This is a genomic window from Vibrio sp. 1069 (genome assembly GCF_033340555.1).
The window spans coordinates 87,777-109,418 of record NZ_JAWOWP010000015.1; the positions used below are offsets into that span (position 1 = coordinate 87,777).

17 protein-coding genes and 1 pseudogene are annotated in these 21,642 nt (G+C 43.8%); 5 read left to right on the plus strand and 13 right to left on the minus strand.

Annotated elements, in window-relative coordinates; translation table 11 throughout:
• Nucleotides 1-132: 132 nt before the first annotated feature.
• The 3 genes from R7040_RS19390 to R7040_RS19400 all read left to right on the plus strand — a co-directional run bounded on the left by R7040_RS19390 (nt 133) and on the right by R7040_RS19400 (nt 3,739).
• Nucleotides 133-2,589 carry an EAL domain-containing protein gene (locus tag R7040_RS19390; protein WP_064354145.1) on the plus strand — a complete coding sequence of 819 codons (2,457 nt, stop codon included), beginning with the start codon at nt 133-135 and terminating at the stop codon, nt 2,587-2,589.
• An 86-nt stretch (nt 2,590-2,675) separates the two neighbouring features.
• On the plus strand, nt 2,676-3,386 hold the full coding sequence (locus R7040_RS19395; RefSeq protein WP_064354144.1) for a hypothetical protein: 711 nt from the start codon (nt 2,676-2,678) through the stop codon (nt 3,384-3,386).
• Between the two features lie 152 nt (nt 3,387-3,538).
• Nucleotides 3,539-3,739, plus strand: a complete 201-nt coding sequence (locus tag R7040_RS19400) for a DUF4250 domain-containing protein (protein WP_005376762.1) — start codon at nt 3,539-3,541, stop codon at nt 3,737-3,739.
• Between the two features lie 21 nt (nt 3,740-3,760).
• Here R7040_RS19400 and metR read toward each other — a convergent pair whose 3' ends face one another.
• Nucleotides 3,761-4,672 carry an HTH-type transcriptional regulator MetR gene (metR, locus tag R7040_RS19405; RefSeq protein ID WP_054730490.1) on the minus strand — a complete coding sequence of 304 codons (912 nt, stop codon included), beginning with the start codon at nt 4,670-4,672 and terminating at the stop codon, nt 3,761-3,763.
• Nucleotides 4,673-4,953: 281 nt separating this feature from the next.
• Here metR and metE point away from each other — a divergent pair.
• Nucleotides 4,954-7,216 (plus strand): annotated as a pseudogene (gene metE / locus R7040_RS19410) (5-methyltetrahydropteroyltriglutamate--homocysteine S-methyltransferase).
• Nucleotides 7,217-7,349: 133 nt separating this feature from the next.
• Here the strand turns inward: metE and R7040_RS19415 are convergent.
• The 8 genes from R7040_RS19415 to R7040_RS19450 form a co-directional block, all read right to left on the minus strand.
• Nucleotides 7,350-7,742 (minus strand): GspS/AspS pilotin family protein, encoded by a 393-nt coding sequence (locus R7040_RS19415; protein WP_005386726.1) that lies wholly within the window; start codon nt 7,740-7,742, stop codon nt 7,350-7,352.
• Nucleotides 7,743-7,745: 3 nt separating this feature from the next.
• Nucleotides 7,746-8,042, minus strand: coding sequence for a YciI family protein (locus R7040_RS19420; protein ID WP_005386727.1), 297 nt, complete (start codon nt 8,040-8,042; stop codon nt 7,746-7,748).
• A gap of 115 nt (nt 8,043-8,157) precedes the next feature.
• Complete coding sequence (gene yciA, locus R7040_RS19425) at nt 8,158-8,553, minus strand: acyl-CoA thioester hydrolase YciA (protein WP_005376768.1); 396 nt, start codon at nt 8,551-8,553, stop codon at nt 8,158-8,160.
• Between the two features lie 225 nt (nt 8,554-8,778).
• Nucleotides 8,779-9,342 (minus strand): septation protein A, encoded by a 564-nt coding sequence (locus tag R7040_RS19430; protein WP_033905687.1) that lies wholly within the window; start codon nt 9,340-9,342, stop codon nt 8,779-8,781.
• 198 nt (nt 9,343-9,540) lie between these two features.
• Complete coding sequence (locus R7040_RS19435; protein ID WP_005376770.1) at nt 9,541-9,783, minus strand: hypothetical protein; 243 nt, start codon at nt 9,781-9,783, stop codon at nt 9,541-9,543.
• Nucleotides 9,784-9,894: 111 nt separating this feature from the next.
• Entirely contained in the window at nt 9,895-12,435 is a 2,541-nt protein-coding gene (locus tag R7040_RS19440) for a hybrid sensor histidine kinase/response regulator (protein WP_170897279.1), read from the minus strand.
• A complete protein-coding gene (locus R7040_RS19445; RefSeq protein ID WP_054730548.1) occupies nt 12,428-13,612 on the minus strand; it encodes an acyl-homoserine-lactone synthase in 1,185 nt (394 codons plus the stop codon). Before R7040_RS19445 ends, R7040_RS19440 begins: the two co-directional genes overlap by 8 nt.
• Nucleotides 13,613-13,768: 156 nt before the next feature.
• A complete protein-coding gene (locus R7040_RS19450) occupies nt 13,769-15,028 on the minus strand; it encodes a dicarboxylate/amino acid:cation symporter (RefSeq protein WP_005376774.1) in 1,260 nt (419 codons plus the stop codon).
• 543 nt (nt 15,029-15,571) lie between these two features.
• Between R7040_RS19450 and R7040_RS19455 the strand changes: the two genes are divergently transcribed.
• Nucleotides 15,572-17,113, plus strand: a complete 1,542-nt coding sequence (locus tag R7040_RS19455) for a long-chain-fatty-acid--CoA ligase (protein ID WP_170890392.1) — start codon at nt 15,572-15,574, stop codon at nt 17,111-17,113.
• A gap of 126 nt (nt 17,114-17,239) precedes the next feature.
• Here the strand turns inward: R7040_RS19455 and R7040_RS19460 are convergent, their stop codons facing one another.
• From R7040_RS19460 to trpCF, 4 genes are all read right to left on the minus strand, one after another.
• On the minus strand, nt 17,240-17,935 hold the full coding sequence (locus tag R7040_RS19460) for a Crp/Fnr family transcriptional regulator (protein WP_005376777.1): 696 nt from the start codon (nt 17,933-17,935) through the stop codon (nt 17,240-17,242).
• A gap of 196 nt (nt 17,936-18,131) precedes the next feature.
• Entirely contained in the window at nt 18,132-18,938 is an 807-nt protein-coding gene (gene trpA / locus R7040_RS19465) for a tryptophan synthase subunit alpha (RefSeq protein ID WP_047009991.1), read from the minus strand.
• Nucleotides 18,938-20,128, minus strand: a complete 1,191-nt coding sequence (gene trpB, locus R7040_RS19470; protein ID WP_005376781.1) for a tryptophan synthase subunit beta — start codon at nt 20,126-20,128, stop codon at nt 18,938-18,940. The genes trpA and trpB overlap by 1 nt, the downstream gene beginning before the upstream one ends.
• Nucleotides 20,129-20,192: 64 nt before the next feature.
• Nucleotides 20,193-21,632: a bifunctional indole-3-glycerol-phosphate synthase TrpC/phosphoribosylanthranilate isomerase TrpF gene (gene trpCF, locus R7040_RS19475; RefSeq protein WP_213967814.1), complete on the minus strand. Its 1,440-nt coding sequence runs from the start codon at nt 21,630-21,632 to the stop codon at nt 20,193-20,195.
• Between the last annotated feature and the right edge of the window lie 10 nt (nt 21,633-21,642).

The window sequence follows — 21,642 nt, forward strand, 5'->3', positions numbered from 1 at the left end:
ATAGTTCTAAGTCGATAGGCTTATCGTTGACACAATCCATCTATAAAGAGGATCGGCAGGTCCCAACTGGAATGTCGCGAATTGACTGTGAATTTTGAGCCTTGGGCTAATTACAAAAAAAGGGGCTAGGGTATGAGTGAATCTACGACAACAGTGCATCCAAAAATGCAAACGACTTCCAGTCTAACTCCTGTTATAGAGTGGTCTTACGATATTGATACTCGCGAGTTCGAATGTGATCAGCAAGGAATGGCAAAGGCATTTGGGATAAGTACGCCAGTAACCAGCCTAAATAACTTGTTTGATCATATGCTGATGGGGCAACAAGAAACGCTAAAACAACGAATTCTAGAAGTGGAACTCTTTGGCGGACGGGGGCGGTTTTCTTGTTGCATGATGCTAAAAAACGTTAACTTAGTGCACGTTACTATTAGTTTTGAAAGGCTCAATAAGCGCATTATCCAAGGCACTATCATTCCACAATTAACAATCACTGGTTGCGAGGAGTTAGCGAAAATTCTCGAAACGATTTTTGATTTGCCAAATGTAGGCGTTTTAGTTGCCGATGAAGATACGCGCATTTTAGGTTGTAACCGTGCCTTTGAGTTACAAATGGGCTATCAAAACCGAGATCTGGTTGGGCTTAAAACTCATATATTCAGTACCTCTCACCATAGCCAAGCGTTTTATGATCAGCTGTGGCAGCAAATTAATGATGAAGGATGTTGGTGTGGTAACTTGCTGAGCAAAACAGCAAACGGTAGCAACCAAGCTCATCATCTTTGTATTTACCGACTTACGTTTCACTCTGGACGAATTCTTTATCTCGGATTTTCTACGGATATTTCTGCTTCGTTGTTGTGGATGAAAAATCGTTGTGAACAACAGCATGATTGGGCTGCCTTTTTACCGACGAGGAAAGAATTTGAACTCCAATTAGCTACCTTAGCGAATGAAAGCAGAAATAAAGAACTCAACATTGTTATGACACTAAGACCCAAGTTTTCGGAGAGATACTTGCTTGAACAGCAATTAGGTTTTGCAGATTTTATTATGCGAAGTCGCTACACCAGTATTGCGGGGCAGTTATCTCGGGATGTGTTTGTCGTATGCTTGCAGACCCCTCATTGTCAATGGTTGAGCCCGGTTCGTTTGATCCAAATTGCCATGAAAGGGTTCTTTAATGAGCTTAGAAATGAAATGGGCACAAAAATGCATGCCACTATCGTTAAAGGCCAAACTGGTGTGTCAATCCTTGGCTATGATACGAACCGACCAAGACAAGCGCTAGCACATGCAGCGCAAGCAATGTTGTCCTCTATTTCCGGTGAAGGCAGCTATTTCAACTTTTACGACAGTGAACTTCACTCTGAATTAGTGAAGCGCCAACATCTCGAGGCGTTTTTGGAGGCGCAAATAGAGAGTGGGCTAGTGGACGTTTACTTTCAACCGATTATCGACGTTCAAACCGGAAGCGTGGTTAAGTTCGAGGCTCTCGCACGCTTCTATGATGAAAATGATGCGTATTGTACGCAAAAGATGATCGCTATTATTGAAGATCTAGAACTCATAGCGGCACTTGATGATGTGGTCTGCCAAGCTGCGTTGAAGCACTTTCCGCGCTTACAAGAAATTTATGGCGAGGAAGTGGGCGTGACCATCAATCGCTCCCTCAATACGAAATTGGATTCTCTTCAGATCCTTCAGCGGTCGCATGATTTGATTAAAGCCAGTGGTGTAGACCCTAAGCGAGTAACTATCGAGCTAACAGAAACCGCGTATTTTGAACAAGATGAGGAGCATACTCGAGCTCTAGAGGAAGTGCGGAAAGAGGGCATTGAGATCGCGATTGATGACTTCGGTACTGGGTATTCTTCTTTTTCTTATCTAGAAAAAGGGCAGTTTGATTTACTGAAAATAGACCGAAAATTCGTTAAGAACATTCATAAAGGGAGCACCAGCTATAACATTGTGAAAATGGTCACCGAGCTTGCACAGCAAATGAATGTAAAAGTGGTTGCTGAAGGCGTGGAATCTAAGCAAGAACTTCAAGTATTGGCAGAAATCGGTGTCGATTACATGCAGGGCTTTCTATTTTCTGCTGCCGTGCCTGTCGATTTGATGGATAAAGCGGACAGTTATGAGCATCTGTTCTCTGACATCGCGATTGAGTCTAAGCAAAGTGATGTGTTGCAATCTGTGAGCCATGAACAAGTCAGGTCTATGGACCCTGGAGAACCGCTCTCCTTGGCAGTGGAGTACATGAATTTGAATCCAAGCTTGCCTTTAGTTGTTCTCAATGAAAATCGTTGTGTTGGGTTAATTACGAAAGAGACAGTGAATTTACACCTAACGCCTTCGATGGGAACAGAGCGAGAAACTGAACGAGAAAGCCGAATTTGGAAACGTCCTGTTAATCAGATAATGAGCACCGAATTTGTGTTGGTTGATGAGGATTTACCTGTCTCTGTTATTCGAGAGTTGGTTAAAATCGGGATTCGTTTCCCTTGGGTACTGTGTAATACCAAAGAAGAGTACCGTGGAGTTTTAACGCAGGAAGACGCGTTGAAGTATCTTGCTTCTCTGTGAATAAAATTGTCTTACCGTTTTAGCTCATTTGGGGGCCGACTTTCGGTGGTTTGGCGATAGTTGATTTGATATTATCGCCCCCCAAAATGACTTTTGAGCGTGCATTCAACATGATTCAACAATTGCTGGTTACTTTCCCTCCGATGCTATTTGGCGCACAAGCGCTACTGACTTTGCTTCTAATCAAGGGCGATATTTGTCCTGGTCAGCGAGGACGTCTTCATAAAATGTTGCCAGCAGTAGCTGTATTGTGGCTCGCTGTTGCGTCACTTCGCATTGAAGCATTTATGATCGTGTTTGCTATTTTCTACTTCTATTCTCAGGTTCAAACCAAGAAAACGCGTGAAAAAGGGCCACTATGGGCGATGCATTTAGCGAATGGTTTGGCCTTTGCGTATGTAAGTATTCAGGTATTTGAGCAATCAAGCTGGCCAGCATCGATAGCGATGGCGCTAATGATATTTTTCCTTGGGGCGTCATTTTCTCAATTGCTACTTACGATAGCTCGCAGCAGATTACAGGCATTTCACCGCATTTTACCAGTTACTGGCATTGTGTCTGGAATGCTATTAGTCATCGCAACGTTGTTTGCTTCTTACCAGTTAAATGAAGCTGCACTGAACGCTGCAACACAGCCAATCTTGCTGTCTTTAGCTATGCTAATTTCTTCAATTATCGTGTGGTGTTGGCATATTTTTACGCATAAGAAACCAGAAAAGGTGCAACTGAGCGTAGCTTTGTTGCTAGCACTCGCGTCGATGACGAGCCTGCAAGGTTTATTCTCTCTCGCGGCTTGACCTCTACTCTAAAGACAAAGTTAGACGGCTTATATCCAAGTGCTTTCTTGGTGCTTGGGTATAAGGTGATCACGTTTTAGATCTCACTCACTTTAAATTCGCGTGATTACTACTACGCTTGTTTATATACCTTGTCGAAGAGGAGAGTCGCGATGGATTTAAGCAATGTAGGTAATCTGGACAGCACTATTTTGCTAGGTATCGTCAACGAAAAGCTACGTTTAGAGTGCGACAGTTTTGACGAGTTAGTATCAGTGTATGAGATGGATGTAGAGTCTGTAGTCGGCAAGCTTGATATGCTCGGTTATCAGTACGATCCATTGACTAACCAATTTAAAGCATATCAACGCTAAGCCTTTCATAACCCAAATATTTTAAGCCACCTTGATTCCGTCAAGGTGGCTTTTACATTGTAGCCTCGCGGTTGCGAAAAAAGCTTGTAAGTAACGCTTCTCTCTCTCTGAGTGACGCGTTGCTGCAAACAAGCGACGCCATAAGCCTTGGCCGAAAGGTTTACTGGTAATAAGACCTTGGCGAGAAAATTCAGAAATCGCCCAATTGGGTAGTGCCGCCACCCCTAATCCAGCAGAGACCATCTGAACTAACATGAGAGTATTGTCGGCTTGCTTCCATTTCGCAGGTTCTATTCCTGCTGGCTGAAGAAAGTGTTTTACGACGTCTAGCCTCTGTTTTTGAACAGGATAAGAGAGCATGGTTTGATCTGCGAGATCTTGCGGATCAATAATTTCTTTTTCCGCCAATGGGTGGTTGGTTGCGGTAATTAAACGCATTTCAAAGTCGAATAGAGGCTCGTAGTGGACTTCAGATCGAGGTTGGATATCGGAAGTAATAACAAGATCGAGTTCGCCTGCCAATAAAGCTGGGAGTGGTTCAAAGCCAAAACCAGAGGAAAAGTCCAATGTTACGCTAGGCCAAGCAAGTTGGTACTCCCTAAGTGCAGGCATTAGCCATTGGAAGCAAGAGTGACATTCAATGGCCATATGTAATCGGCCATTGACGTCTTCTTTCAAGCTCGCTAAATCATTTTCTGCTCTTGCGAGTTTCGGAAGGATATCTTCTGCAAGACGCAATAGGATTTCTCCCTCTGAAGTGAACTTCACCGGACGAGTCTTTCTCAGGAACAGTTGCCCTCCAATTCGCGCCTCCAAATCTTTGATCTGATGAGACAGTGCCGACTGAGTGAGATGCAAAGCGGTCGCTGTCGCCGTTAGAGAGCCAGTGTCTCGAAGCGAAGTGAGTGTCCGCAAATGTTTTAGCTCTATCATGAATTCCTTTCATCCTTTGTTGCTCGCTATGAACAGAATAGCAATCGTGTAAATAACTTAACGACAAAAAATGGATATGTAAACGTCTAGACGTCTATTTGTTGTTTTTATCTGCGAATCATGTCGCTTCATGATGAATTTTTTTAATAAACAAGTTGAATAAATGGACGTTGTTCTAATATCAGATGAGAGCGATAGTTTAGCCATCCAGACATCTCATTCTTTACCGAAAGATGCTCTGATCCAAACAAATTGAACAAAATTGAGAAAGGAATAGGGACATGGCGACAACGACTCACATACTAGGTTATCCACGCATTGGTGAAAAAAGAGAATTAAAATTCGCTCAGGAGAAATACTGGCGAGGAGAAATTGATCAAGCTGAGCTTAAAAAGGTTGGGGCAGATCTACGCGCCAAAAACTGGCAAACACAAACGGATGCTGGTCTGAGTTTTGCCACAGCTGGCGACTTCGCTTGGTACGATCATGTACTGACGACCACGTTGCTATTGGGTCATGTGCCAAAGCGTCACGCTGGTGGTTTCCCTAACCTGGATACGTTGTTTAAAGTGGGTCGCGGTCAATCTCAGGCGGGTTGCAGCTGTGCGGGCGCTGCGGCATCGGATATGACCAAATGGTTCAACACAAACTACCATTACATCGTCCCTGAATTCAGTAAGGACGATACGTTTGAAGTGAGCTGGCCCCAACTGTTTGAAGAAGTCAATGAAGCGCTTCAAGCTGGCCACCAAGTGAAGCCTGTTTTGCTTGGCCCAGTCAGTTACCTTTACTTGGGCAAAGAGGTCGAAGAAGGGTTTGACCGCTTAACCCTGCTACCACGCTATTTTGGCAAAGCTAGCAAGTCAAGGTGTTGAGTGGGTTCAGATTGATGAGCCAATTTTGTCACTGGAGCTAGAAAGCAAATGGGCTGATTCGTTTAAGCTGGCCTACCAAGTGATTCGAAGCGATGTAAAAGTGCTGCTAACGACGTACTTTGACTCCGTAAGCGATACGCTAGACAAAATTGTAGAGTTACCGGTGGATGGTTTGCATATCGATTTATCTACCGTCCCTAAGCAGCTTGACGATGTAGTTACCAAGTTACCGGAAGATTGGGTGCTTTCTGCTGGTGTTGTGAATGGTCGTAATGTGTGGCGTTCAGATTTAAGTACCCAACTCGAGCGTCTACAGCCAGTCAAAGAGAAACTGGGCGACAAACTTTGGGTTGCCAGTTCATGTTCTCTGCTACATAGCCCTGTTGATTTAGCACTGGAAACAGAACTGAGCGAAGAAGTAAAAAGTTGGTTTGCCTTTGCAAAACAAAAAGTGGCAGAAGTCGCCTTGCTTGGCCGAGCGCTCGATGGTGATCAAAATGCGATTCGCGCTTGTGATACCTATAGCCAGCCAATCAAAGCGCGCAAGACAGCAACACATGTGAATAAACCTCAAGTACAAGCGCGTTTAAACAACATTACCGCGTCACTTGCCGAGCGCAGCGCACCTTATGCAGAGCGTGCTGCGCATCAAGCTGAAGTATTGGGCTTGCCTTTGTTGCCAACAACGACAATCGGCTCTTTTCCTCAAACGGGTGAAATCCGGGTGCAGCGCAGCGCTTATCGTACAGGTCAATTATCTGAGTCTGAATATATCCAAGCACTTAAAGGACATATTGCTGACGCAGTGAAACGTCAAGAGGCGCTCGACCTAGATGTGCTTGTTCACGGTGAAGCAGAGCGTAACGACATGGTGGAATACTTCGCTGAGAACTTGGCGGGTTTTCAAACGACCAAATTTGGTTGGGTACAGAGTTATGGCTCTCGCTGTGTGAAACCTGCCATTGTAGTTGCTGACATTGAACGTGAAAAACCGATCACGGTTGAATGGTCGACGTACGCCCAGTCGCTAACCCGCAAACAGATGAAAGGCATGTTGACTGGACCAGTAACGATTTTATGTTGGACGTTCCCACGTGAAGACATCACACGTCAAGAAATTGCGCAGCAACTTGCTTTGGCACTGCGTGATGAGGTGTCTGACCTGCAAGATGCAGGCATCAATATCATTCAAATTGATGAGCCAGCCATTCGAGAAGGTTTACCACTAAAAAAACGCGATCACAAAGCGTACTTAGAATGGGCCGTAAATGCGTTTAAGGTCTCTGCGGCAAGTGCAAAACCAGAAACTCAGATTCACACTCATATGTGTTACAGCGAGTTCAATGAAATCATTGATTCGGTTGCGGCACTCGATGCGGACGTCATTACCATTGAAACATCTCGCTCGAATATGGAGTTGCTGAAAGCATTTGAAGAGTTCAATTACCCGAACGAAATTGGCCCTGGTGTTTATGACATTCACTCACCAAACATTCCTACGGAAGAATGGATTGAAGGTTTAATCAAGAAAGCGGCAGAAAAAATTCCGGCTCAACGTTTGTGGGTAAACCCAGATTGTGGTCTGAAAACACGAAACTGGAAGGAGACAGAAGCCGCATTGGCAAATCTGGTTTCAGCGGCGAAGAAGCTCCGTGCTGAGCTGGCGTAACACATCGTTACAGCAAATAAAAACGGAGACTGTGGTCTCCGTTTTTCTATTCTTAATTGTTAACTTTCGTTTTCAGATTATCCAATAATAGCGAATCATCGTCTCATGCCGAAAGCAACAAAAATTACTGTAGCTACTTCACCTGAGTACAAGTCTGTGCGGAAACCAACTCATCTGCCATCAACTGACCGCGAGAATTACGTACCTTAATACGATACATCAAGCCCATATCAATTTGCTTGCGAACTTCTGGGTTGCTGCAGTAGGTATAGATACTGGTATTCAGTACTTGATTTAACGGCTTTGCACCGAGTGCGCCATCGTTATAAATCATCATCATCTCTACAACATTTTTGTTGGATGAGACACGCATTATTTGCAGTGGACCGTACTCTAAAGGGAGGCCCGCAGACAAGACTCCTGCTCGGTTTGATGCCATAAGCTCAAGTTGGCGCTGATTATCATCGGTTGATGAACAGCCAGCCAGAGCACCAAATACCAAGAAAAGACACAGTAATTTTTTCATAAATTAAAACACTTTTTTGAACGGTTTCACGATTACATGATCGTAAACACCAGCCGCTACATAAGGATCGGCTTCTGCCCACGCTTTAGCATCCTCTAGAGAGGCGAATTCAGCGATGACAGTTGAGCCCGTAAATCCAGCTTCTCCAGGATTGTCAGAATCTATCGCAGGCATCGGACCAGCTGTAAGAAGGCGACCTTCGTCTTGTAGCTTTTGTAAGCGATCCAAGTGTTGTGGGCGAACGCTCATGCGTTTTTCCAACGAGTTCTCAACGTCCTGTGAAAAGATGACATACCACATAGCATAGTTCCTTAATTGGTAGGGTAAAGTGTTAATTTAACGCCTTTTTTGTGTCTCTCACAAGTGAACAACAGAAAATGTGAGATCCTTTCTAACTGTTAGCGTTGTAGGTTGACTAATTCTGAACCGGACGTGGTTTACCTTCACTGTCAATGGCTACGTAGTTGAAGGTCGCATCACAAACCATGAAGCGTTCGCCAACACCGTGAGCTTTGACGGGTTTGACCCATACTTCCAAATCGACACTCATGGATGTGCGGCCGATCTTAGTGCATTCGCCGTAGCAGCATACGACATCGCCCACACCAACAGGTTTTTTGAACGTAATGCTTGATACCGAAACGGTGACAACGCGACCACAAGAGATCTCTTTTGCCAGAATCGCGCCCGCTAAGTCGAGCTGAGACATTATCCAACCGCCAAAAATATCGCCATTGGCGTTTGTATCTGCAGGCATTGCAAGGGTACGAAGCAGCATTTGACCTTTCGGAGAGCTAATTTCTTGACTCATTGTGACATCCTAAATCTTAAAGGCGCTCAAACTAAGCGCCAACATAGTAAATACCTAGAACCAAAGGTCCTTAAAAAACCGCAGATACCGGACCAGAGAAAGTTGGTTTACAGCAGCAAGAATGGTCTGAAAACGGTACGTTGTTTGAGCGGTTTACTGATACATGGAGCAAAACAGCGACCCTAAGGTCGCTGTGAAGTCGCGGATTATAGCAAAACTGAGTTTTTAATCATCAGTGGACACATCGGATGAGTTATTTTTTTGTTCTTTTGGCATGTGTTTATAAATGTAAAAGCCAGTCGCAATCATGTAGGCAAATGTCGCGATCAACATTCCAAATACTTTGAAGTTAACCCAAACATCCAACGGCAATTCGTAAGCAATATAAATGTTTAAGCCAGCGAAGAATGAGAAGAAGCCAACCCAAGCCCAGTTAATCTTTGCCCAAACAGCGTCAGGTAACGTAATTTCCTTGCCTAGCATTCCTTTGATAGCTGATTTTCCCAATGCGTGGCTCACTGCTAAGCCAATCGCCAGAATCGCGTAAATGATGGTGACTTTCCACTTTATAAAATTGTCGTCGTGGAAGAAAAGGGTCATGCCGCCGAAGATAGTGACGATAACAAATGTTATTAGCTGCATCTTTTCGACTTTCTTATACAGCGCGTAGGTGACGACAAGTTGAATGGCTGTTGCTACGATCAGTGCACCTGTCGCCACGTAGATGTCGTACAGCTTGTATAAAGCGAAGAAAATGATGAGTGGTATAAAGTCTAGGATCTGCTTCATGATGGCAAAATCTACCTAATTGTTGAATTGAAGACAGTCTAACGGAATCTGACAAGATGTGAATACTGAGGAAGTTAAGGTAAGAATAGTAACGCTTAGTATATCGTACAGCCCGCAAGCTTCTTCCATGTCTAAACAGCAAATGGAAGGAATAAAAATTGCCGCGTGAAGCGGCAATAAAGTTGAGAGTTTTAAACCTTAAGCCACACGTTGATATTGGGAAATAAGCGTTTTTACATCTTCTAAATAGCCTTCCCGCAGTAAGTTATCGACCGTTGCTTCTAGCTCTTCGAGAGACATCGTGAAGCAAGTGGATTTACCAGTCATCAGGCTCAGATATTGATGATACTCTTCTTCTGTATAGTGGCCTAAGCGATCAAGTAACAGTGTTTTGATTCCATGATGAATCAAGCCGTAGTATGTATGTCGATGAAGTAACATGGCGATCTCCTTATCAAGCTCATACGCTACTCTTTTGCAGCCTGCTTGACCTTCTGGATAATTCGATTTACTCCACTAATGCACATCTAGTGCCAATTCTATATTTGCAGATTAAAAAGTGTTGGAAGGTGCAAAATTCTCGTTCTGTAACCATCTTTGGATGACGACTTGAAGTGCATTTAACGTGGTGGGCTTTTCGAGTCTGTCATCCATGAGTTTCGAAATTAGCTCCAACTCTCTAGCTCCAGACTCACCAGATAAGGCAATGATTGGAACGGAGGATGTGATTTGCTTAATCCGTTGGCTTGCGTCAAATCCATTCATTACCGGCATTTGGACATCCATAAGAACGAGATCAATCTTGTGAGAGTGGAATAGTTCTACCGCAGAGGCTCCATTATTTGCTTGTAAGCTGTTGACTCCCAATCTTTTTAAATACATCTGTACCAAGGTGCGTTGCACCTCTTTGTCATCAACAATGAGCACTGTTGGTGCATCTTTACATACTTGTACGTGTTGAGCTGAATGATTTTCAGAATGTGATGCAGTTGCTTTCCAGCTATCAAAGTCCGGTGCTCTTAATGTCTCTGGTTTTGGTGCGTTTGGTACGACTGGGAAATACAAGTAGAATTCTGTGAACTCGTTCAATTCAGACTGGCACTCTATTCGTCCTCCGAAGGAGCGCATAACACGTTGGCAATAGCCCAAACCTAAGCCACTGCCTCCGCTTTTTTGATACGAGAAAAAGTCATCAAATATCTTGTGTAAGATACTGCTATCTATACCTGGCCCACTATCTCGGAAGATCAGAATGTTTTCGTAAGCCCCCGTCTGGGTACGAATCTCAATTTGACTGTCGGGATAAGAATCAAAATAGTAGATAGCGTTACGAATCAAATTGAAAATGACAAAGTTAAACAGGGTCTCATTTAACTTCGCGACAAAATCGTGTGCCTGTGGCAGGTTAATTCTCTCTATTATTTGATCGTTTTCAAAACCATAACGGCTTACTGCTTGGTCGATGGCTTTATGTATGGAAGTGAGAGCTAAAGGCTCATGCTCTGGTGAACTGTCGCTAACTTCTCGTAAAATAATATCGATAAGTTGTCTACCGCGTTGTATAGCGGCTTCACCTTTATCAATTTCTCTTTTTAGCGTATCCAGTGAGGCGTTTGACTCTATATGCTGTTTTAAAGCTTCAAATTGTAATTGTACTTGAGCGAGAGGGTTACGCATTTCATGTGCAATGGAGTTAGCCAGCGCACGGCTTTGGCGTACCTTTCTATCGGCTTCAATGGTGCTCTGGATGCGAACTAATAACGTTTGCAGAGCTGAGATTTCTTCATTAGAAAACAGCTTATTATCTATTTTATGTGAAGAAATTAGTAAGTGAGTAACAGACTTTCCACGACCGAAGAGAGGCATAACGAGCGCAGTATTGCTTGAGCGCATGCGCTCGTAGAGCTTTCTCATCGACCCTTTAGAAGAGGAGGCATAATCAATTTCTTCAGACAACTCATCTAGCACGAGAACTGACTTGCTTGACGGCAGGTACTCTTCGTAAAACGTTTCTGTGTAATTGCTAGTGACTAGCTGTAGCTTGTTGTTTGGTATGTTAAGTAACGATGCCAACTGACGCATAGCATCATCTATTGAGCGTTTAAACTCTTCCTCTAACCCAAGGATTTGCTGAACGGGAGTGTGTCGTTTCCCATAAATAAAATACGAAGCGAAACGACTGACTCGCTTAAAAAGCAAGTGCCAAGTGATACCGATAAGCGCGCATAAAGGTACCGCAACAAGCCATTGGTTATCTTCAGAGATAGGAATAAATATCGCCCCTAGCGGCAGAACAAAAATGGCGCAGACTAAGAGCGCGCTTACCGTTAAGTACGTGAGATATTTAGCGCTGTAGAAGCGAGAGGTAAGTAGGGCATAGCCCACAAACAACATTTCGCTGATTGAAAGTGCTGGTGGTAACCAAGTTAGGGAGAAGTCGCCAAGGAAATACGTCATTCCAAGGTGTATCACTGCCGTAGATAACATGAATACCAAAATGCCAGCGATCATATAGTTGCTTTTTGCTAGCGTGAGCTTACTGCTGTTAGCGCGCATGGCAATCAAGTTAAGCAGCGTTAGTACCACGAAAGCTAGCAAACTAATGAAAAAATATGAGGTATGTGGGCCAAATTCAATGACGAACTGGCTTGGACCACTAATGGTGACATTTTCGACAGTAAGATTCGGCACTAAGTTGATGTACAGTGAATACGTTGCTAGTGCGACAAAGACGACTTTTTGCCAGACTTTGACCGCTGTTTTTTTAACATCTGCGGTTAACTGGCAAGAAAAATAGAATGCAAACGCAAAGGCGAAAAAAGACGCTAAGTTCGCTAACTTAGCCATAAAAATGCCACCAACAGAGCCTAATTCTGGCAATAAATCGGTATGGAAATAGGCGTTGCTGCTTATCCAAACAATGATACAGCTGGAATAAGCGATGTAAGGCGCGTGATGCGAGCCTAAGATTGATTCACTCTTCTGTTTTAGGCGATAGCAGTAATACAGTAGCCAAGCGAATACTATTAGTACAGTCGCGTACAATGCCATTGCTTTTGGGTAAAAGAGACCGTGCAAATGAACATCAAGCATGCTCATTCACCTTTTTATCCATTCTTTTTGTTCGTACGCAATGTTTGTAGTCGCGAAATTGTATGTCTTGAAATGCTTCAACCATCATACCTAAATTCCAGAAACCGCGGTATGTCTTGGTTCCGTCACCGTTAATGTCGCGGTATCCTGAGTGAAAGTAGGCACTTAAATCAATAGATTGATAGAAATTTAACATAAATACTTGCTCAATAATGGTAAAGCCGAGCTTATAGCCTGCTTTATAGAGCTCGCTCATCATAGTTTTTTGCGCCAGATACAAAAAATACAGCTTTTGTTGAATGTTGCCTCCCACCGTAAGACGCAGTACTTCGCAAACCGCTTCACTGTTCTTTACACGAGATTGAAACTGAGCATCAAACTCAATAAGAGTGTGCTCATGAGTTAGAGCACGACACTCCAAAATACCCAGTTGATTGAGAACACTGTACCCATGATTAGGAAAGCAAAACTGCCATTGTTCGTTACTAAACTGTGGTGAGTAACTGAGCCAGTTATTTCGTTGATGCCAGCTTTGCACTAAAGCGGAGGAGACCATGATTGGTGAAGATGACGATTTGAGCAAGAGGGCAAAGTGCTGCCCTTTTTGCGAGAGTGATAAAAGAGGCAAGATTTCAAACCATTGTTCAGTTTGGACGAAAAGCTCAAGATTACTCAGTGTGATCGCTTCGGAAATCGGCATTAACGCTGCATGATTTGGCAGCATTACCTCAAGATCGCAATCTGCGATATCTTCAATTAACACGCTAGTATAGCTGTGGTCGTCAAACGGAAGCGGAGTAGGAATCGCAGCTTCGTTTGAAGGATATTTTTGCTTGATTGCTTCGATCTCGCATTGACACCAGAAAACCATCCAATGCGGGTAACAATCTGCGGCAAGTTGTTCAAGTAAACGAATCTCTTTGGAGAAACCTGTCGGATACTGTTGCACTAAATCTCGATAATCCATTAACTCAAATAGTGCAGAAAGACTTTTTGATGCGTGTTTAGGAAAGAGAGATTTAAGCAGTTTTATTCGATACAGAGCAACCTGTTGAAAAAGAGCATCTCGTTTTTGTTTCGTTAGGGTAAGAATAACTGAGTCAACCAGGGCCTGCTGCTTTGATTCGATCGGCAAATTTATTTTGGTGAGATATTCCAAAGATTGCTCAAGACTCATGATAAAACCTAGCTCTAACGTTTTGTTATATTTTGTAATGGTTTATATCATTTTGAAAAATTTATGCCATCGGTTTCTATTTGTATAGTTACGTAATGCAAGAAAAGACAAAAAAACCGCTCATTATGAGCGGTTTTTGGTCTATTCAAGAAAGGGTTAGGCTTCTTGCTTTTTTAGCTCAGCTTCTGCCGTTTCTTCTTCAATTAGCGCATCAACGATAACTGCACATGCAGCATCACCTGTGATGTTCAGTGCTGTACGAATCATATCGAAAATACGGTCAAGAGCGAATAGCAGCGGTAGACCTTCAATTGGAATGCCAGCGGCAAGAAGCACGGCAACCACTAGGAAAGAAGGGCCAGGAACACCCGCTTGACCAACCGCACCCAATGTAGACGTTACGATAATTGCAATGTAAGCGCCCATGCCTAGATCGATATTGAACAGTTGAGCAAAGAAGATAGCAACCAAGCCATAGTAAATCGCATTACCTGACATGTTGATCGTTGCGCCTAGAGGCAGAACAAATGATGCAGTTGAATTTTTTACGCCCAGCTCTTTTTCACAGGTGTCCATTGTAACAGGCAGTGTTGCCATAGAAGACGCTGTTGAAAGCGCAACTGCTTGCGGTTTCTTCATTGAAGACAGGAATTTCTTCGCAGATGTCTTCGTGAAAACATGCACCATTGCTGGGTAAACAACGAAACCGAAGATTAGGATGGCGGCAACGTAAACAACGAACAGTTTAAACACCACCATTAGCGCACCAAAACCGAACGTACCGACGGCTTCTGCCATCAGACCAAATACACCGATAGGTGCAATGATCATTACTTTGTTGATCATCCAAACCATTGCGTCAACGATGCAGTTAACACCATTGATGATTGGTTCACGACGTTCTTTTGCTTGCTTAGAAATCGCAATACCAAAGAACATACAGAAAACGAGGATCTGTAGGATGTTTGCTTCATTTAGTGATTGGAAAACGTTGGTTGGGATCATACCAGTGATGGTTGCCCAGAAAGTAGGTAGTTCACCTTTTGAAGCGTATTCTGCTGAGAACATGCCTTCAACGCCAGAGACGTCGATACCCATGCCTGGTTGGAATACTTCACCCATAAATAGTGCAAGCGCAACGGCTAGGGCGGATGTTAAACCAAAATAACCTAGAGTGACGATGCCAACTTTACCTGCTGACTGGCTGTTCCCAAGACCAGCGGCGCCAGAAATCAAGGCTACAGCGACCAAAGGAATAACCAACATTTTGATTAAGTTGATAAAGATAGCACCTAAAGGAGCGAACACCGTCGCATCATGACCCATCATGGCACCAACGGCTGTGCCCACGATCATGGCGATTACGACTTGTACGCCAATGTTGTTTAGCAAACTCTTTTCTTTTAACACTTCCATAACCTCTGTGCTAATAAAATGTAAAATCCTAAAATTACCCACTAACCATAAATGGATTTACGGATAATTATCTCGCCTTGCTTTTTACACTTATCGTTTACAATTGGCAATATGCAGCAAGGTATTATTGATGGATTAATCGATATTTTATTGACGAACGATAAAGTTTTGTTCAATGGCAAACGTTTGCTATTGATTTTTCTTATAAGGGTCGCGCTTAGGATTGTTCAAGTTTATTTTTCTTTATTTGTTTTCTTTTTGTTAATTTTAACCGCTTTTGTATTTGCTATTGCAGTCAGAGTTTTTAGTGACTTGGGTTGATATTTATAACAATTCATCTCTTTCAAGCTCACACTTTTATTAATTTGCCTTCTGAAATGTTAATTGCTTTACATTCTTGGCTCTAATTGCGTTGTAAACATAATGTTAAATTGTAATGACTGGTGAGACTCAAATGCTGACGATCCAGTGTTAGAGATAACTTGCTTAGTTAATGCTCCTGAGCTGATTAGACGAGAAAGACAAGTAAGAGGTGAAGAGACTATGATGAATCTTGCTGCTGCGTTACAAAGAAATGCTGCGAGTAAACCAGATAAAACGGCGTTGATATGTGGCACTGAAAAGATAAATTATGCGCAGTTTGATGCGATCGCCGGCAAGATCGCAGCGTCTTTAATCAATAAAGGCGTAAAGCCAGGTGACCGCGTTGCGATTTCATGCCCAAACATTCCTTTTTTCGCGTTTGTTTATTATGCAATACAAAAAGCTGGCGCGGTTGCAGTCCCATTAAATGTGCTTTTGAAAGCGCGAGAAATTAAGTATCACTTAGAAGATTCAAAAGCGAAGTTTTATTTCTGCTTTGAAGGGACGAAAGAACTGCCAATGGCAAAAGAGGGTGTCAAAGCCTTTGAACAAGTCGATACATGCGAAGGCATAGTCGTATTGACTCAATCTCAAGATGAAAGCTATTGGAATGGTGTAATAACTCTCAATGCGTTTATAGCCGATGTCCAACCGTTGCCGGATTATATACCGCGTAATGCGGATGATACATGTGTGATTTTGTATACATCAGGGACGACAGGCTTACCAAAAGGCGCTGAACTGACTCAGCAGAACATCATAATGAACGCTCTGGTGGCACAAAACATTATGGGCAGCCAGGCCGATGATATTCACTTAGTAACTTTGCCTTTATTTCATACATTTGGTCAAACCGTCCACTTAAATGCTAGTGTTTTGGGCGGGGCAACATTGGTGTTAGTGCCTAGGTTTGAGCCTAAACATGTTCTTGAGCTGGTGGAAAAACGTAGGGTGACGATATTTGCTGGTGTACCAACGATGTACATCGGTCTGCTTCATGTGCAGCATCAATTTGATACCTCGTCATTGCGTGTTGCAGTAAGCGGTGGTGCGCCATTACCAACCGAAATCTTTCGAACCTTTGAAGAAACATTTAATGTGCCGATCTTAGAAGGGTACGGCTTGTCGGAGACAAGTCCTATTGCATGTTTTAATCATTTGGATCAGGAGCGTATACCAGGCTCGGTAGGTCAACCGGTTCAAGGCGTCGAAGTAAGAGTTATCGACATTGAAGGCAATGCACTACCGATAGGCGAAGAAGGTGAGATTGTTGTGCGTGGTCATAATGTTATGAAGGGATATCTTGATCGCCCAGAAGTTACTGAATCTGCGCTACAAAATGGTTGGTTCCATACTGGTGATGTGGGCCGCTTTGACAGTTCAGGTAATTTATTTATTGTCGATAGAATGAAAGATCTGATCATTCGAGGTGGATTTAATGTTTATCCCAGAGAAATTGAAGAAGTTTTCATGACTCATCCTGCCGTTTCACTGGTCGCGGTGATAGGGATTCCAAATGAAGAGTATGGCGAAGAGATAAAAGCCTACGTTGTACTTAAACCAAAAGAATACATTGACGCCGATTCATTACAAAAGTGGGGTAAAGAGCAATTAGCCTCGTTTAAATATCCTCGTTATGTCGAAATTCGTGAACACCTCCCGATGAGTGCGACAGGAAAGATTTTGAAACGTGAGTTGAAATCTGAATTGAATATAGCTTAGTCAATTCAATGGTTTTTGTGTCACAGCGCCACTTGCCTAAGTGCAAATGGTGTTGTGCTCTTGACCAATTAGATGCATAAGGTTTTTAGCTATCGTTAGACAATACTTACCGTTTGTTGAATGGATCTATTGCTCGAGTTCTTTAAAGTATTCTTCTAAGCGTTTCGGATTGGTAATGGTTACTGAGCCATAGTTTAGCTCTAGCATCCCAATACTTTCTAATCGTTTTAGTATCTTGTGTACGCTCTGACGAGTTAGCCCCATCATGTTAGCGATATGTTCTCTTGTTACCCTGACAACGCATGGTCGAGTATCGATCGCTTGATTAAGTTGGTATTCAGCAAGTAGCAGCAACCTTTTGGCGACTCGTTCTTCAATTCCTCTAATCGCGTCATCTTCGATAACAGAAATAGCAGACCACAAGCGGCGGCTAAGTAAGTCGAGTATAGTGGGGTAACTTTGAGGGTATTTGGCGAGTAATTGGCGAAATTTATCTCCAGGAAGCTCCATTACAGTCACGTCCGAATGCGCGGTCGCACCAAAAATACGAGGCATGCCGGGAGAAAAAACATTGTCTCCAAACCAGCCACCAGCTTCGAAAATCATCAGTGTGACTTCTTTGCCTTTTGAACTAATTGAGTTCACTCTCACTGCACCTTGAGCTATGACCATAAGAGAAGATTGAAGCGCACCTTTATTGCAAATCAGTGCTTTTTCGTCGAAGCAGCGAACCTTAGTCATTTGCGCTGCTTCACTAAGCCCTTTATCTGGCAGCCCTGATAGTACAGGACATTTGGCTAGCAGTGTTTTGACTTCTTCCATGTAGCAACCTTACTGCACATTGCTTTATTGAGTTAGTTAAGTTACCCAAGCTTAACACTCTTTGAGTGCTCTGCTTGAGATAGATTTGGAAAGTGCGGGCGTTGAACAAAAAATGACGTGGCATAAACGCGATAGTAAGAAAACGCCCACTAAACATAATGTTAAGCGGGCGTTGTTGTGTCATATCAAACTGAAATTATTTTTGAGTGGCGGCTTTCATTGCAGAAACGAATTCACCTAGCTTGTCGAGCATAATTTGTGGCTGATCAACGTTCGCTTCAATGATTTTGACCACGGCTGAACCAGAAATTGCACCAGCGGCGCCAGATTCTAGTGCTTGTTTCACCTGTGCAGGCTCTGAGATGCCAAAACCAAGTAGTGCTGGTGGCGCATCAAATTGGTTCAGTCTATCCAGCATATGACCTACAGGCATGTTTGCTTTGGTTTCTGCGCCAGTAACGCCAGCACGAGATAGTAGGTAAGTGTAGCCGCCACCTAACTCTGATACTTGCTTCAGTGTTTCATCACTTGCCGTTGGTGGTGCGATGAATATTGGGTGAATACCAAACTTCTCTGCAGCAGCAACAAATTCAGCACTTTCATTAGTTGGTACGTCTGCAATCAAAACAGAATCGATGCCTGCTTTTGCACAACGCTCATAGAAGTTCTCGATACCACGAGAGTAAACAAGGTTCGCGTACATCAGAAGACCAATAGGCAACTCTGGGTATTTAGCTCGGATCTTACCGATTTGCTCGAAGCAGATATCTGGTGTTGCACCTGAATCTAACGCGCGAATGTTAGCGCCTTGGATGGTTGGGCCATCGGCAAGCGGATCTGAGAATGGAATACCAAGTTCAAGGGCATCTGCGCCAGACTCAACCAGTGTTTCCATGATTTTGTAAGACTGCTCTGCGTTTGGATCGCAAACCGTTACGAACGGTACAAATGCGCCTTGGTTCTTTTCGTTTAGGCGCGCAAACATCTTCTCATAACGGCTCATTAGATCGCTCCTTTTTCTTCTAGGATGGCATGTACAGTGAAGATATCTTTATCACCACGACCAGATAGGTTAACAACCAGCAATTGCTCTTTTTCTGGATTCTCACGTGCCATACGCAGTGCGTGTGCCACGGCGTGAGAAGATTCAAGTGCAGGGATGATGCCTTCATGGCGTGCAATCTCTTGGAATGCTTCTAGCGCTTCATCGTCTGTCACGTTGTCGTATTCAGCACGGCCAATTGCGTTTAGGTGTGCGTGCTGTGGACCAACTGAAGGGAAATCAAGACCAGCAGAGACAGAGTATGACTCTTCAACCTGACCGTTTGGATCTTGCATCAATGGCGCTTTCATACCAAAGAAAATACCCGTTTTACCATGTTTAAGTGGTGCACCGTGCTGGTCAGTATCGATACCTTTACCTGCTGGCTCAACACCAATTAGGCGAACGCTTTCTTCTTCGATGAAGTCAGCAAACATACCAATCGCGTTTGAACCACCGCCCACACATGCGATAACCGCATCAGGAAGACGACCTTCACGTGCCAAAATCTGATTCTTCGTTTCTTCACCAATCATGCGTTGGAAGTCACGCACGATCGTTGGGAATGGGTGAGGGCCTGCCGCTGTACCTAGTAGGTAGTGCGCGTCTTCATAAGTTGCAGACCAGTCGCGTAGCGCTTCGTTACATGCATCTTTAAGTGTCGCAGAGCCCGAGTGGACAGGAATAACTTCTGCGCCCATTAGCTTCATACGGAATACGTTCGGGCTTTGACGCTCAACGTCTTTTGCACCCATGTACACGCGACACTTAAGGCCAAGCAGTGCACATGCTAGTGCGGTTGCAACACCGTGTTGACCTGCGCCAGTTTCAGCGATGATTTCGTTTTTGCCCATGCGTTTCGCAAGTAGCGCTTGACCCAACACTTGGTTAGTCTTGTGGGCACCACCGTGAAGTAGGTCTTCACGTTTTAGGTACAGTTTGGTTTTCGTACCTTTGGTTAGGTTACGAGTTAGAGTTAAAGCCGTTGGGCGGCCCGCATACTCTTGAAGAAGCGTCATGAATTCGCTGCGGAATTCTGGATCTTCTTGCGCGTCGATAAACGCTTGCTCTAGTTGCTCCAGTGCTGGAACTAGAATTTGCGGAACGTACTGACCGCCGTATTCGCCAAAGTAGGCATTCAGTTTTGCCATCGTTATATTCCTTCTCGTATTTTTCGCTACGAATAGCTTTAAATTTTTTAGCTGATATCCAGCTTTAGTAGCTGCGAATAGCGGTGAATGCCGCGAGCAACTTCTGTGAATCTTTTTTGCCTGGTGCGCTTTCTACACCAGAGTTTAAATCTAATCCCAAGCAACCTAGTGTCGCTGCTTGTTGAGCATTTTCTGGCGACAGTCCGCCCGCTAGCATAATTTGACTTGGGTCGCCGATCAGTGACCAGTCGAACACTTGACCAGTTCCGCCAGTTTGAGTGCCAACTTGCGCATCTAATAAATGGCGATCAATGTTGTCTGCTAGCAGTTCTGGCTTGGCATCAGTCACGCCGTAAGCTTTCCAAATTTCTACCGTTGCTGGCAGTTCGGCTTTGAGTTGGTTTACGTAAGCTTGGTCTTCTTGACCGTGCAGTTGCACCGCTTTTAAACCCAAAGAGGTGACGACAGAAGCAACAAAATCGATATCGTGATTTTGGAAAACGCCTACATAGTTCAGTGGAGCACCGCTCATGGTTAAGCGAGCACCTTCAAGGTCAACCGCACGCTTCGACTTCTCGACAAAAATCAGGCCACCAAATACCGCGCCAGCTTGATATGCTTTTGCTGCGTCATCTGGATGCGTTAAGCCACACACTTTGTTTTCGCCTAACGTCACTTTACGTACAGCAAGTTCTAGGTTGTCTTCCGCCATCAGTGAACTACCAATCAAGAAGCCGTCTGCGTATTCCGCTAAATCACGAACTTGTTTATGTGTATAAATGCCAGATTCTGAGATTACTGTTGCGTTAGGAGCCAGTTCGCGAATTGTCGGTGCCAGTTCTTTAGTACGATTCAAATCAGTACTTAGGTCGCGAAGGTTACGGTTATTGATGCCGATAACGCGTGCGCCAAGCTTAACGGCACGATGAAGCTCTTCTTCGTTGCTGACTTCGGTCAAGATACCCATGTTCAGGCTGTGTGCTGCCTCCTCTAGCGCTTTGTACTCTTCGTCATTCAGGACAGAAAGCATCAATAGCACAGCATCAGCACTGTAATGACGTGCTAGGTAAACTTGGTAGGTGTCTATCATGAAGTCTTTACAAATAACTGGTTGTTTGACTTGACCACGCACTTGAGGAAGAAAGTCAAAGTTACCTTGGAAGTACTTCTCGTCTGTTAGGACTGAAATCGCATCAGCATGGTTGTTGTAAACCGATGCAATGTAATCCAAGTCGAAGTGATCACGAATCAAACCTTTAGAAGGAGATGCCTTCTTACATTCGGTGATGAATGCCGTCTTTTCGCCACTCAGAGCATTGTAGAAGCTGCGGTCCGATGGCAGCAAATCAGACTGAAATGTGCTTAGCGGTTGAGACACCTTACGGTCTGCTACCCACTGATATTTGTCGCGGACAATTTTCGCCAGTACTTCTGCCATTTCTGCTTCTTTCTTAGAAACGTGTTCAGACAGGTTGTCAGCTTGCTGAGTGTTGAAGTCAGTCATCTTCTTCAAT

Bases quoted from the DNA above. Each gene is read 5' to 3' on its own strand.
- R7040_RS19445 (WP_054730548.1), bottom strand. From the start codon at position 13,612: ATGAGTCTTGAGCAATCTTTGGAATATCTCACCAAAATAAATTTGCCG.
- metR (WP_054730490.1), bottom strand. From the start codon at position 4,672: ATGATAGAGCTAAAACATTTGCGGACACTCACTTCGCTTCGAGACACT.
- yciA (WP_005376768.1), bottom strand. From the start codon at position 8,553: ATGAGTCAAGAAATTAGCTCTCCGAAAGGTCAAATGCTGCTTCGTACC.
- R7040_RS19440 (WP_170897279.1), bottom strand. From the start codon at position 12,435: ATGCTTGATGTTCATTTGCACGGTCTCTTTTACCCAAAAGCAATGGCA.
- R7040_RS19435 (WP_005376770.1), bottom strand. From the start codon at position 9,783: ATGTTACTTCATCGACATACATACTACGGCTTGATTCATCATGGAATC.
- R7040_RS19390 (WP_064354145.1), top strand. From the start codon at position 133: ATGAGTGAATCTACGACAACAGTGCATCCAAAAATGCAAACGACTTCC.
- trpCF (WP_213967814.1), bottom strand. From the start codon at position 21,632: ATGACTGACTTCAACACTCAGCAAGCTGACAACCTGTCTGAACACGTT.
- R7040_RS19430 (WP_033905687.1), bottom strand. From the start codon at position 9,342: ATGAAGCAGATCCTAGACTTTATACCACTCATCATTTTCTTCGCTTTA.
- R7040_RS19395 (WP_064354144.1), top strand. From the start codon at position 2,676: ATGACTTTTGAGCGTGCATTCAACATGATTCAACAATTGCTGGTTACT.
- R7040_RS19400 (WP_005376762.1), top strand. From the start codon at position 3,539: ATGGATTTAAGCAATGTAGGTAATCTGGACAGCACTATTTTGCTAGGT.
- trpB (WP_005376781.1), bottom strand. From the start codon at position 20,128: ATGGCAAAACTGAATGCCTACTTTGGCGAATACGGCGGTCAGTACGTT.
- R7040_RS19415 (WP_005386726.1), bottom strand. From the start codon at position 7,742: ATGAAAAAATTACTGTGTCTTTTCTTGGTATTTGGTGCTCTGGCTGGC.
- R7040_RS19460 (WP_005376777.1), bottom strand. From the start codon at position 17,935: ATGGAAGAAGTCAAAACACTGCTAGCCAAATGTCCTGTACTATCAGGG.
- R7040_RS19420 (WP_005386727.1), bottom strand. From the start codon at position 8,042: ATGTGGTATGTCATCTTTTCACAGGACGTTGAGAACTCGTTGGAAAAA.
- trpA (WP_047009991.1), bottom strand. From the start codon at position 18,938: ATGAGCCGTTATGAGAAGATGTTTGCGCGCCTAAACGAAAAGAACCAA.
- R7040_RS19455 (WP_170890392.1), top strand. From the start codon at position 15,572: ATGATGAATCTTGCTGCTGCGTTACAAAGAAATGCTGCGAGTAAACCA.
- R7040_RS19450 (WP_005376774.1), bottom strand. From the start codon at position 15,028: ATGGAAGTGTTAAAAGAAAAGAGTTTGCTAAACAACATTGGCGTACAA.